This is a genomic window from Cellulosimicrobium sp. Marseille-Q8652, assembly GCF_965112045.1.
The window spans coordinates 1,028,771-1,040,966 of sequence record NZ_CBCOPS010000001.1; the positions used below are offsets into that span (position 1 = coordinate 1,028,771).

Consider the following 12,196-nt stretch of genomic DNA (forward strand, 5'->3'; position numbering starts at 1 on the left):
CTCCTGGGGAGTCGTGCGGGGTGGTGTTGTCGGTCAAAGTCTGGCACGGATGGCTCCCGGGTCGTCAGGGCCGTTCGACCCGTGGTCCCCCGACGTCCGCGTGCTGCACGACCCACGCGTGCATCGCGATCGCCGCGGCCGCACCCGCGTTGAGCGATCGCGTCGAGCCGAGCTGCGTGATGTGCAGCACGGCCTCGCTCGCCGCGACGGCCTCCGCCGTCAGCCCCGACGACTCCTGGCCGAGCAGCAGGACGCACGCGCGCGGGAGCGCGAGACCCTCGATCGGCACGGAGCCCGGCACGTTGTCGATCCCCAGCACGGGCAACCCTTCGGCACGCGCCCACGCGGCGAGCTCCGCGACCGAGGCGTGGTGGTGCACGTGCAGGTAGCGGTCGGTGACCATCGCGCCGCGCCGGTTCCAGCGCCGTCGGCCGACGACGTGCACGCCCGCCGCGTTGAACGCGTTCGCCGTGCGCACGACCGAGCCGATGTTGAGGTCGTGCGCCCAGTTCTCGATCGCGACGTGCAGGGCACCGCCGGCGCGGCGGCGCCGTCGGTCCAGGTCCGCGACGACCGCGTCCACCGTCCAGTACCGGTACGCGTCGACGACGTTGCGGCGGTCGCCGTGCTCGAGCAGCTCGGGGTCGTACCGCGGGTCGACCGGGTCGCGCGGGTCGGTCGACGGCGCGCCCGCCGCGTCGACGCGCGGCCACACCGACCGCCCGCCCGGCCAGGGCCCGACGCCGACCTCGCGCTCGTCGGCGGGACGCCTCGACGCGTCGTCCGGCGCCGCGGGCGTCCCCGTCACGCGTCCGCGGCCCGGCGCGCGACGCGCGACTCCCAGACCATCGCGCCGGCGACGACGGCCCCGCCGGCGAGAGCCAGGAGGACCGGCACGAGGACGGGACCGGTCGGGGCGAGGAGCGTCCCGTCCTCCTCCTGCCAGGGCCACAGCGCCCGCAGCGACCCGATCATGAGACCAGCGAGCACCGCCATCGTCGCCTGGCGGCGGTGGTGCAGGAGCCACTGCAGCAGCTTGACGAACGAGGCGAGGCCGACGGCCGCCCCGAGCACGAACGCCCCGACGAACGCCAGGTCGCGGTCGGACAGCGCCTGCTGCACGGGCACGTACAGACCCATGGCGAGGAGGACGAACGAGCCGGAGACACCGGGGAGCACGAGCGCGTTGATCGCGACCGCGGCACCGAGGAACACGAACCACAGCGAGGGGTCGTCGACCTGCCCGGGGGGCAGGCTCGTGAGGAGGAAGCCCGCGGCCGCGGCGACGACGAGCAGCACGCCGTCGAGGGCCCGGAAGCGGCCGGGCATGAGGCGCAGCGGGACCGCCACGGAGACGACGATCATGCCGAAGAACACCGACCGGACGGGGACGGGGTGGGACTCGAGCAGCGGCGCGATGAGGCGCAGGGACAGGAGGAGCACGACGAGCATGCCGAGGAGCACCGGGACCAGCAGCGGCCAGTCCACGGCCCGGAGCGCAGCCACCGCCGGGGCGACCCCCCGCCGGCGGACGAGTCCCGTGACGAGCTCGCGCCCGGCGTGGAGCATCTCTCCCGCGGCGTCGATCAGGTCGTCGTAGAGTCCGACGACGAGGGCGACCGTGCCGCCCGAGATGCCGGGCACCGACTCGGCGGCACCGACGAGCCCTCCGCGCACCGCGGACGCGGGCGCCGACCGCCACGACGTCCGTCGACGCGCGAGGTGGGCAGGGTGCTCGTCGTGCGCGACCTGGTCGAGCTGGTCGCTGAGGCGATCGGGTCGGTCGCGGGGCGCTGTCGTCACCCGCGAAGGCTAGCCGGTGGGCGACTAGGCTGGCCGCGGCACCGTCCCGGGCAGAAGGAGCGCAGCGTGACCCATCGGACCATCGAGTCGTGGCTCACGGACATGGACGGCGTCCTCGTCCACGAGGGCCACGCGATCCCGGGCGCGCCCGAGTTCGTGCGGGCGCTGCGGGACAAGGGGCGTCCGTTCCTCATCCTCACGAACAACTCGATCTTCACGGCGCGGGACCTGCGGGCGCGCCTCGCCACCTCGGGCATCGACGTGCCCGAGCAGGCGATCTGGACCTCGGCGCTCGCCACGGCGCAGTTCCTGCACGACCAGGTCCCGGGCGGGAGCGCGTACGCGGTCGGCGAGGCGGGCCTCACGACGGCGCTCTACGAGGCCGGGTACACGCTCACGGAGTCCGACCCGGACTACGTGGTCCTCGGCGAGACGCGCACCTACTCGTTCGAGGCGATCACCAAGGCGATCCGGCTGGTGCTCGGCGGCGCGCGCTTCATCTGCACCAACCCGGACACGACCGGGCCGTCGCAGGAGGGGCCGCTGCCCGCGACCGGCGCCGTCGCGGCGATGATCACGTCCGCGACGGGCCGCAAGCCGTACTTCGTCGGCAAGCCCAACCCGATGATGTTCCGGTCCGCGCTCAACCGCATCGACGCGCACTCCGAGACCACCGCGATGATCGGCGACCGCATGGACACCGACGTCGTCGCGGGCATCGAGGCTGGCCTGTACACCTACCTCGTCATGACCGGCTCGACGCGGATGTCCGAGGTCGACCGCTTCCCGTTCCGTCCGAGCAAGGTCGTCGACTCCGTCGCGGACCTCGTCGACCTGGTCTGACGTCCGCGGCACCGCCCGCACCGCGCTCCCCGCCGCGGGCGGCGGCGCACGAGGCGCGACGCACGACGGCGCCCGGTCACCGGGGTGACCGAGCGCCGTCGTGCCTGCCGTGCCGTCAGGCGGTCGTCCGTGCCCGACGACGCGCGGCTGCTCCCACGAGGACCGTGCCCGTGAGGAGCAGGGCCAGGGCCGTCAGCGCCAGGTCCGCGCCGTCCGAGCCGGTCGCCGCGAGACCCGAGTAGACGTCGCACTCGACGTCGCCGCCGACAGGGAACGAGACCGTCACCGGCGCGAGCGCGGTGCCCGCGTCGTAGAACCCGGCGAACGCCGCCGCGCCGGCAGCCGTGAGCGTCGCGGGTGCGTCGCTCCACGTCACGGTCGAGCCCGACGTCGACCTCGCGCCCGACAGGTTCAGGCTCGCGAACGCGACCCCGCTCGACGAGGAGGTGTTGCCCTCCATGTCGCTGCTGCGGACGTCGACCACGAGCGTGCCCGTCGACCCGTCCACCACGACGCGCGGGTTCGAGATCCGCAGGTCGAGGATGCCGTCGTGGCCCGAGAAGGAGACCGTGCCGCCGTAGCTCGCACGGCCCTTGCCGAGGTCGGTGTTGAAGGACCCCTTGCCGCCGCTCCACGTGAACGTCGTGCCGGCGTCGCGCACGCCGCTCGTGGCGACGGAGCCCTTCGCGATCGGGCCCGTGACGTAGGCGCGGAAGCGGTCGCTCACGCCCCACGTGAGGGTGGCGCCGTTCACGCCCTGCGCGAAGCACTGCTCCTCGGCGGCGCCCGTCGCCCCCGTTCCCGAGCCGGACCCCGTCGTGGCGCTCCCGACGATCGTGATCGGCGCCGTCGCCTCGTGGTCCGCGCCGACGAGCGCGAGCGTGTGCTCACCCGGCGGGGTGTCCACCGGGATCGTGACCGTCGTGCTCGCGGCACCGCCCGCGTTCGCCGCGACCCCGGTCGCGAGCGTCCGCGGCGTCGACCGGATCTCGGACCGGATCCCGGCCTCGCCCGCGCCGAACCCGATCCCGCTGATCGTCACCTCGTCGCCCGGTGCGGCCTGGGAGACCGAGAGCGTCGCCCGCGCCGGGTCGGCCGAGCCGTCCGTCGACCCGTCGCCGGGGGTGCCGATCTGGCCGCCGTCACCGCCGGGCGGCGTCGCGACGGCGCCGACCGTGAACGTGACGTCGTCGAGCGCCGTGCCCGCCGGGTAGAAGCCGGAGAACGCCGTGGAGCCGTCGGCCGTGAGCGTCGCCCTCGCGTCGCGGTACGTGACCGCGCCGTCGGCGCCCGTGGTCGGCGTCCCGAGCGCGAGCGTCGCGAACGCGACGCCGTCGCGGTCGAACGACGAGCCGTCGAGGCCCTTCGAGGTCGCGTCCACGAGGAGACGAGCCGTTCCGGGCCCAGTGACGTCGACGACCGGGTTCGTGAGGACGAGGTCGAGCAGTCCGTCGTGACCGGTGAAGCGGACCGTCCCGGCGTACCCGGCCGTTCCGCGACCGGTGCTCGCCGACCAGGTGCCGCCGTCGGCCTGGCCGAACCGGAAGATGCCGTCGACGACCGTCGCGCCCCTCGTGGCGGTGGCCCCTCCGTGGGCGATCGGCCCGACGATGTAGCTGCGGAACGACTCCTTGACCCCCCACACGAGGCTGCCCGCGGTGCTCGGCGCGGCGGGCCGCGCCGAGACCTTCACGGAGACCGCTGTCGAGGTGGAGCCCAGGAAGACCGCGGCGTCCGCGGGCACGAAGGTCGCGGTCACGGCGTGCGTGCCCACGGACAGGCCCTTCGCGGCGAACGACGCGGTGCCGTCCACGACCCTCGCCGTGCCGAGCACCGAGCCCCCGGCGGCGAACCGGACCGTTCCGGCGGCTCGCGGCGAGACCGTGGCCGTGAGCGTCACCGCGGCGCCCTCGACGACGCTCGCCGCCGACGCCTTGAGCGACGTCGTGGTCGGCTGCGCCGCGGGGACCGGCTGGGCGACCCCCAGCGGAGTGAACGTGTCGAGGCGGCGGTCGGTCGCGGACAGCCCGTGCGCCGCCGACGTCGCGACCACGTACTCCACCTCCGGGTCGAACGACCCGGCCGGCACGGTCAGCGTCGTGGTGAACGCACCGTCCACGATCTGCCGCGGCTGCACCCACGCCAGGTTCAGCCACCCCGACGCCACCAACGGACCCGACCCGTCCCAGATCGACGCGTCACCCAGCACCACGTACGCACCGAACTGCGCCGCCGGGCCCACGAAACCCGTCCCCGACACCGTGAACGTGTTCTCCACCGCCGGGTCCACCGCCGACGACGGCGTGACCGTGACCCGCGGGCCGGCCACGAGCGGCGCCTTCACCGTCAGCGTGGTGCTGCCGGACACGCCGAGCGCCGACGTCACGGTGACCGTGACGTCGCCGTCGGCCGTGCCCGCAGGGACGGACAGGACGATCGTCGAGCCGTCGCGCGTGAACGTGGCCGCGGCGCCGCCGAGCCGGACGTCCTGGACGGAGTCCGACGAGCCGAGGCCGTCGACCGTCAGGGTCGCGGTCGAGCCGGGCTCGACCGTCGACGACGCGGGCGTCACCGTGAGCGGCGCCGGCGCCTCGTAGGAGACCGGGACGTAGAGCTCCTGGTCGGCGTTCGTGACGCCGCCCGCCGGGTAGGTGTACACGCCGTACCGGCCGCCCTCGAGCGCCGCGGGGTTCTTCACCACGATCTCGGCCTCGAACGAGCCGTCCGCGGCGATGTCCGCCCACTGCGCGCGGATCGTCGACTGGAACTGCGCGGGCACCTGGTCGAGGACGGGCTCCGCGAGCGCCCACACCTGGGAGCCGACCTTGCGGCTCGAGGACGCGGCGCCCTCCGACGGGCGCCACCGCTCGGCGAAGCTGCCGAACACCACGTAGGTGCCCTGGGGCAGGGTGGCCGGGATCGGGACGCCGCGGCCGCCGACGTTGGCCGCCGGGTCGAAGCCCGTGCCCTTGACGACGACCGTGTCGCCGACCGACACCTCGGTGTCGCCCAGCGGCGTCGTCCCGTCGGCGGCGTAGACCTCGACGTCCGGCTCCCAGACGGGCGCCGGCGGCTCGGTGGTGAACGTGACCGGTGCGTAGAGCTCCTGGTCGGCGTTGGTCACGCCGCCGGCGCCGTAGGTGTAGACGCCGTAGCGCCCCGCGGCGTCGGACGCGTCGACGGTGAGCGTCGCCTCGAACGTGCCCTCGGGCGTGATCTCCGCCCACTGGTTGCGGATCGTCTGCTGGAACGCCGCGGGGACCTGGTCGAGCACCGGCTCCGCGAGCGCCCACCGCTGCGACACGACCTTGCGCGCCGAGGACGCGGCGCCCTCCGACGGGCGCCACTGCTCGGCGAACTTCCCGAAGACCACGTACGTGCCCTGCGGGAGCGTGGCCGGGATCGGCGCACCGCGGCCGCCGACGTTGGCCGCCGGGTCGAAGCCGGAACCCTTGACGACGATCTCGTCGCCCGCCCGGACGGCGGTGTCCCCGAGGGGCGTCACGCCGTCCGCCGCGTACACCGTGACCGACGGTTCCCAGACCGGCTCCTGCGGCTCCGCGCCCTGCACGGCGACCGGGGTGAACGTGTCCAGGCGGCGGTCGGTCGCGGACAGCCCGTGCGCCGCCGACGTCGCGACCACGTACTCCACCTCCGGGTCGAACGACCCGGCCGGCACGGTCAGCGTCGTGGTGAACGCACCGTCCACGATCTGCCGCGGCTGCACCCACGCCAGGTTCAGCCACCCCGACGCCACCAACGGACCCGACCCGTCCCAGATCGACGCGTCACCCAGCACCACGTACGCACCGAACTGCGCCGCCGGGCCCACGAAACCCGTCCCCGACACCGTGAACGTGTTCTCCACCGCCGGGTCCACCGCCGACGACGGCGTGACCGTCACCCGGGGATCCGCGACCGGCTCCGGCTCGGGCTCCGGTTCGACGGCCGTGACCGCGTGGTTCACGACAGCCGACGTCGAGCCGACGAAGCCCGCCGGGTCCGCCGGCGTGAACACCGCGGACAGCGCGCGGTCGCCCACCGCGAGGTCGCTCTTCTCGAGGCGTGCGACGCCCTGCGCCGTCTCGGCGGTGCCGAGGACCGACCCGCCGTCGCGGAACTCGACCACGCCGGCCGCGGCGGGCGCGACGGTCGCGCTGAGCGTCACGGCCTCGCCCTCGACCGACGTGCCCGACGGCGAGACCGCGAGCGTCGTGGACGTCGCGACCGCCGGCGCAGCGGGCTCCGGCGCCGTGAACGTCGCCGTCAGCGGGGCGATCGCCCGCCCGGAGTACATCGAGAAATAGCTCGACACGCCCGCGAGCGACGCGCCGACCGTCCCGTTCGCCGTGACCGTGACCTCGTCGCCGGCCCGGGTCGCCGCGACCGTCACCTCGGCGACCGTGGCGTCGTCCCCGGCGCCCTCGGTGACCGTGCCCGCGAAGTCGGCGCGGAGCACGCCGGTCGTCGGGCCGGTGAGCTCGAGCGTGAGGTCCGAGATCGTCACGTCGAGGGCGCCGTGGTGGCCCTCGTAGCGGGTGGAGCCGGCGAAGCGCACGGTGCCCGTGCCCGTCGCGCTGTCGTAGGTACCCGACGCGGGTGCGTACACCGATCCCGCGGCCCCGGGCGCCGGCGTGATCGTGCCCTGCGCGATGGGACCGGTGACGTAGCTCGACCACGAGTCCACGAAGTTCCAGGTCGCGGAGCCACCCTCGACGGCGGGTGCTGCCGCGCGGGCGGGGGCCGCGACGCCCCCGACGGTGAGACCGGCGACCAGAGCGCCGGTGAGGAACGTGGCGAGGGCGCGACTGAGGCGTCCTGGCAGGGATGTGCGCACAAGGTCTCCGGTGCTGGGTCTTCGTGGCCGCCTCGGCAGGGCTGCGGGCGGGACGGACGGCGAGGTGGCACGCCGTCGCGTCGTGACCTTATAAGGCAAACCTCACCAAAGCAAGGTAAGCCTTGCCTGCTCCTCATGGACCGGGCCGGGACGCGGCGACGCCCCGCGGCCGGTGACCGCGGGGCGTCGGAGCGGGAGGCTCGCCGGGCTCAGGCCAGACCGAGGTCCGCCAGGCCGAAGAGGAAGTGGTACGGCACGCCGAGGGCCTCGATCTTCTCGCCCGCACCCGTACCGCGGTCGACGATCGTCGCGACGCCCACGACCTCGCCGCCCGCGGCCCGCACGGCCTCGATCGCCGTGATCGGCGAGCCACCCGTCGTCGTCGTGTCCTCGACCACGACGACCTTGCGGCCCGCGACGTCCGGTCCCTCGATCTGGCGCTGCATCCCGTGCACCTTGGCCGCCTTGCGCACGACGAACGCGTCGAGGTCCTGGCCGCGGGACGCGGCGGCGTGCAGGAGCGCCGTCGCGATGGGGTCGGCGCCGAGCGTCAGCCCGCCGACGGCGTCGACCTCGGCCGTCCCCAGGCCCTGCTCCTCGAGGAGATCCAGCATCTGGTGCCCGATGAGCGGGGCCGCGCGGTGGTGCAGCGTGACGCGGCGCAGGTCGACGTAGTAGTCCGCCTCCCTGCCCGAGGAGAGCGTGACCCTGCCGTGCACGACGGCGAGCTCGCGGATGAGGTCGAGCAGCTGCTCGCGCGGGGTCGAGGAGAGGTCGGTAGTCACGACCGCCAGGGTAGCGGCCCCCGCGCCGACCTACCGGTACTTGCCGATCGCCCGGACGGCCGAGCGGGGCATCGCGCGCAGCGCGGCCGACGCGATGCGGTACCGCGTCGACGGCGTCGAGATGACGACACCGCGCCGCACGTCCGCGAGCGCCGTGGCGACGACGCGGTCGGCGTCCAGCCACGCGACGTCGGGCAGCCCGCCCATGTCGAGGCCCGCACGGTCGTGGAACTCGGTGTGCGTGAACCCGGGGCACAGGACGGTCGCGCTCACGCCGGTGCCGGCGAGCTCGACCGCGAGGCCCTCGGTGAACGTCCGCACCCACGCCTTCGCGGCGGCGTACGTCCCGCCCGCGGTGAGCGCGGCGACGGACGCGACGTTGAGGATCGCGCCGCGACCGCGCGCGGTCATCTGCCCGGCGGCGGCGTGCGACAGGACGAGGACGGCGCGCACCATGACGTCCAGGGCGCCGAGCTCGACGTCGAGGTCGCCGCCCACGAAGCGCTGGTGCGTCGCGAAGCCCGCGTTGTTGACGAGGAGACCGACAGGACGCTGCTCGCCGTCGCCCGACGCCGCGAGGCGCTCGGCGACCCGGGCCACGTCGTCGGGCACCGCGAGGTCCGCGGGCAGCACCTGCACGTGCACGCCCGCGGCGGCGCGGATCTGGCCGGCGACCTCCTCCAGGCGCGCCTCGTCGCGCGCGACGAGGACGAGGTCGTGCCGTGCCGTGGCGAGCTGCCACGCGAACTCCAGGCCCAGTCCGGCGCTCGCGCCGGTGATGAGTGCTGTCGCCATGGCCACAGCCTACGGTCGTGGCGGCCGACGAGCGTGCGGGCACGAGCGCGGGGGCGCGCGGACCTACGCTGGTGCCCGTGCGCCTCGCGACCTGGAACATCAACTCCGTCCGTGCCCGCGTCGACCGGGCGGTCGCGTTCCTCGAACGGTCCGGCACGGACGTCCTGGCCCTCCAGGAGACCAAGTGCACCGACGCGCAGTTCCCGGTCGGCCCGTTCGAGGACGCCGGGTACGAGGTGGCGCACGTCGGCGTGAACCAGTGGAACGGCGTCGCGGTCGTCTCGCGCGTCGGCCTGGACGACGTCGCGACCTCCTTCCCGGGCCAGCCCGCCTTCGGGGACCCCGCGCGCGTCGAGGCGAGGGCCCTCGGTGCGACGTGCGGCGGGCTGCGCGTGTGGAGCCTGTACGTGCCGCACGGGCGCGAGGTCGGCGACCCGCACTACGAGTACAAGCTGCGCTGGCTCGACGAGCTGCGCGACCGCGCCTCCGGCTGGCTCGCGGACGACCCCGCGGCGCAGGTCGCCCTGGTGGGGGACTGGAACGTGGCGCCGCTGGACACCGACGTGTGGGACGTCGCGAAGTTCGCCGGCAAGACGCACGTGACGCCCGCGGAGCGCGACGCGTTCGCGGCGTTCGCCGCCGCCGGGTACACCGAGGTCACCCGCGAGGCCATCCCAGCGGAGCACACCTACACGTACTGGGACTACCAGCGCCTGCGGTTCCCCCGCAACGAGGGCATGCGCATCGACTTCGCCTACCTGTCCCCCGCGGCGCGCGCCCGCGCGACCGACGTCCTGATCGACCGGGACGAGCGCAAGGGCAAGGGCGCGTCCGACCACGTGCCCGTCGTCGTCGACCTCGTCGGCTGACCCGCGGCCCACCGCCCTGTGGGCGCCGCCCGCGGCGCACCGCCCGGACCACTTACCGTGTGACCATGACGACGCCGCCCGTCCCGCCGTACGGCTCCCCGGACGACCCTCCGGACCCGTACGCGCCCCGTCGCCCCCAGCAGCAGCCGTGGTCGCCGTACGACCTGTCCTCCGCGGACGACCCGCTCGCCGAGGCCGCTCCGGCAGCCCCACCGGCCGGCGGCGCGGGGACGCACGACGGCGGGTTCGCACCCCCGTCGGGAGCGGTGTCCACGCCGTCGGGACAGGGCTCGCCGTACGGCCCCGACCCCGCGGCTCCCTACGCCACGGCGCCGTACGGGACGCCCCCCGGGGCGTCGCCCTCCTCGGGTCCGGGCGACCCGGCCGCGGGGTACCCTCCCCCGGGCTACCCGCCGGAGGCCTATCCCGCCCCGGGCTATCCGCCGCCGGCCTACGGGCCGACGTACCCCGGCGCGTACGGCCAGCCGTACGCCCCGGTGCCACCGACCAACGGGCTCGCCGTCGCGTCGATGGTGGTCTCGGTCGCGAGCCTCTTCCTGTGCCTCGGCCTCACGGGGATCGTCGGCCTCGTCCTGGGGATCGTCGCGCTGAACCAGGTGATGCGCGACGGCAAGCGCGGCAAGGGCTTCGCGATCGCCGGCATCGCGGCCGGGGCGGTGGGCACGGTCGTCCTCGGGCTCCTGCTCGTCGGGCTCGTCGCGGACGGGGTCTGAGCCGTGGCCGACGACCTCTTCGCGCGGCCCGACGACCGTCCGCACCCACCCGGCCAGGCGGGGCGGTCCGAGCCGTCGGCAGGCCCGCCCGGCGCGCCCGGCCCCGGCGCCGCCGCGACCCCGTCGGCGTCCGGCCCGGTGCCTCCGCCGCCGCCCGGCGGAGGGTTCTCCCCCGGCGGCTTCGCCGCCGAGACGTACTACGCGCCGGGCTGGACGCCGCCGCCCCCGCGCACGGAACCGCTCGCCGTGGCGAGCGTGCCCGCGGGGCTCCTGCTCGGACCGGTCGGCATCGGGCTGGGCGGCGCGGCCCTGTCCCGCGTCCGCGCGCACCGGACCCGCGGGCGCGGGCTCGCGATGACCGGGATGGTCGTCGGTGCGGCGGTGACCCTCGGCTGGGTCGTCGGCGGGTTCGCCTGGTGGCAGGGCGAGCAGGCGCGGACGCCCCTCGCGGGCGACGTGAGCGCGCCCACGACCGTGAGCTCCCGCCAGCTCGTGCTCGGCAGCTGTCTCGACGAGCTGCCGCCCGACGGCGAGGTCTCGCGCGTGCGCGTCGTGCCCTGCGCGGACGAGCACCGCGCGCGCGTCGTGGCGCGCACCGACTTCGGCGCCGACGAGGTGTGGCCGGGGCAGGCTGCCGCCGAGCGGCGCGTCGCGCGCGTGTGCGGGCCGGAGTCGCTGGGCGCCGCGGCGCCCGAAGGTCTCGAGCTCGTCGTCTGGGCGCCGACCGAGGCGTCGTGGCGCGACGGCGACCGGACGGGGCTGTGCCTCGCCGGGAGCGACGAGCCCCTGCCGGCGGACCTCCTCGGCTGAGGGCTGCGCGGTCGCGGCGGCCGTCGGCCGGACCTCAGTCGGTGAGGACCAGCCGGAGGTACGCCCGGAGGTCCGCCGCCATGTCCACGCGTCCCTGCTCGTCGCGGTCGAGCGAGAGCAGCCACTGGACCTGCAGCCCGTCCATGAGGGCGACCACGTGGCGGGCGGCGACGGCGGCGTCGACGCCGTCGCGCAGCCCTCCTGCGCCGGCATAGCGCTGCAGACCCTCCCCGACGGCGGCGACGGTCGTGGCGTACCGCCGGACGAAGTACTCGTGCGCCGGGTGGTCGGGCGACGTCGCCTCCGCGGCGAGCGCCGTGAAGAGCTCGACGACGGGGCGCCGCAGGCTGTTGCGCTCGACGAGCGCGACGAGCGCGTCGACGTAGTCGGTGCCGCGCGCGATCTCCTCGCCGAGGTCCGTCCGGTCGACGACGTCCCGGTGCTCGAGCACGGCCTCGAGCAGCGCCACCTTCGTCGGGAAGTGGTGCAGGAGCCCGGGATGGGACATCCCGACCCGGGAGGCGAGCTCGCGGAGCGACGCCGAGTGGTAGCCGACCTCGCCGAAGAGCTGGATCGCCGCCTGGAGGATCTGCTCGCGCTTCGCCCTCCCCTTGGCGTACCCGCGCTCGGGGTCCGCAGGACCGACCCGGTGGCGCCCCCCGTCCGTCCGGACCGACCCCGTCGTCGCGCTCGTCATCGCCTGCTCCATCCGTTGCCCGT

General features: G+C 75.2%; 10 protein-coding genes. 4 read left to right on the forward strand and 6 right to left on the reverse strand.

Going from position 1 to position 12,196, the window contains the following annotated elements:
* Window positions 1-64 precede the first annotated feature (64 nt).
* Together ACWPWV_RS04535 and ACWPWV_RS04540 are read right to left on the reverse strand one after the other, a co-directional pair.
* A complete protein-coding gene (locus tag ACWPWV_RS04535) occupies window positions 65-808 on the reverse strand; it encodes a TrmH family RNA methyltransferase (RefSeq protein ID WP_454041761.1) in 744 nt (247 codons plus the stop codon).
* Window positions 805-1,803 (reverse strand): DUF368 domain-containing protein, encoded by a 999-nt coding sequence (locus ACWPWV_RS04540; protein WP_454041762.1) that lies wholly within the window; start codon window positions 1,801-1,803, stop codon window positions 805-807. The genes ACWPWV_RS04535 and ACWPWV_RS04540 overlap by 4 nt, the downstream gene beginning before the upstream one ends.
* A gap of 102 nt (window positions 1,804-1,905) precedes the next feature.
* Here ACWPWV_RS04540 and ACWPWV_RS04545 point away from each other — a divergent pair, with 102 nt between their 5' ends.
* Entirely contained in the window at window positions 1,906-2,646 is a 741-nt protein-coding gene (locus tag ACWPWV_RS04545; RefSeq protein ID WP_454042810.1) for an HAD-IIA family hydrolase, read from the forward strand.
* Between the two features lie 115 nt (window positions 2,647-2,761).
* On the opposite strand, the gene ACWPWV_RS04550 is transcribed toward ACWPWV_RS04545, so the two are convergent.
* The 3 genes from ACWPWV_RS04550 to ACWPWV_RS04560 all read right to left on the reverse strand — a co-directional run bounded on the left by ACWPWV_RS04550 (window position 2,762) and on the right by ACWPWV_RS04560 (window position 9,063).
* Window positions 2,762-7,483 carry an HtaA domain-containing protein gene (locus tag ACWPWV_RS04550; protein ID WP_454041763.1) on the reverse strand — a complete coding sequence of 1,574 codons (4,722 nt, stop codon included), beginning with the start codon at window positions 7,481-7,483 and terminating at the stop codon, window positions 2,762-2,764.
* A 209-nt stretch (window positions 7,484-7,692) separates the two neighbouring features.
* Window positions 7,693-8,268, reverse strand: a complete 576-nt coding sequence (gene pyrE / locus ACWPWV_RS04555; RefSeq protein WP_454041764.1) for an orotate phosphoribosyltransferase — start codon at window positions 8,266-8,268, stop codon at window positions 7,693-7,695.
* A 30-nt stretch (window positions 8,269-8,298) separates the two neighbouring features.
* The gene (locus tag ACWPWV_RS04560) at window positions 8,299-9,063 is read right to left on the reverse strand and encodes an SDR family NAD(P)-dependent oxidoreductase (RefSeq protein WP_454041765.1); all 765 of its coding nucleotides are present in this window, start codon (window positions 9,061-9,063) and stop codon (window positions 8,299-8,301) included.
* A 77-nt stretch (window positions 9,064-9,140) separates the two neighbouring features.
* On the opposite strand from ACWPWV_RS04560, the gene ACWPWV_RS04565 reads away from it, so the two are divergent.
* The 3 genes from ACWPWV_RS04565 to ACWPWV_RS04575 all read left to right on the forward strand — a co-directional run bounded on the left by ACWPWV_RS04565 (window position 9,141) and on the right by ACWPWV_RS04575 (window position 11,476).
* Window positions 9,141-9,932, forward strand: coding sequence for an exodeoxyribonuclease III (locus tag ACWPWV_RS04565; RefSeq protein WP_454041766.1), 792 nt, complete (start codon window positions 9,141-9,143; stop codon window positions 9,930-9,932).
* 65 nt (window positions 9,933-9,997) lie between these two features.
* Window positions 9,998-10,666 (forward strand): DUF4190 domain-containing protein, encoded by a 669-nt coding sequence (locus ACWPWV_RS04570; RefSeq protein WP_454041767.1) that lies wholly within the window; start codon window positions 9,998-10,000, stop codon window positions 10,664-10,666.
* Between the two features lie 3 nt (window positions 10,667-10,669).
* Window positions 10,670-11,476, forward strand: coding sequence for a septum formation family protein (locus tag ACWPWV_RS04575; protein WP_454041768.1), 807 nt, complete (start codon window positions 10,670-10,672; stop codon window positions 11,474-11,476).
* A 34-nt stretch (window positions 11,477-11,510) separates the two neighbouring features.
* Here ACWPWV_RS04575 and ACWPWV_RS04580 read toward each other — a convergent pair whose 3' ends face one another.
* Window positions 11,511-12,173 (reverse strand): TetR/AcrR family transcriptional regulator, encoded by a 663-nt coding sequence (locus tag ACWPWV_RS04580; protein ID WP_454041769.1) that lies wholly within the window; start codon window positions 12,171-12,173, stop codon window positions 11,511-11,513.
* Window positions 12,174-12,196: the final 23 nt, after the last annotated feature.

Bases quoted from the DNA above. Each gene is read 5' to 3' on its own strand.
- ACWPWV_RS04545 (WP_454042810.1), top strand. From the start codon at position 1,906: ATGGACGGCGTCCTCGTCCACGAGGGCCACGCGATCCCGGGCGCGCCC.
- ACWPWV_RS04560 (WP_454041765.1), bottom strand. From the start codon at position 9,063: ATGGCGACAGCACTCATCACCGGCGCGAGCGCCGGACTGGGCCTGGAG.
- ACWPWV_RS04570 (WP_454041767.1), top strand. From the start codon at position 9,998: ATGACGACGCCGCCCGTCCCGCCGTACGGCTCCCCGGACGACCCTCCG.
- ACWPWV_RS04580 (WP_454041769.1), bottom strand. From the start codon at position 12,173: ATGACGAGCGCGACGACGGGGTCGGTCCGGACGGACGGGGGGCGCCAC.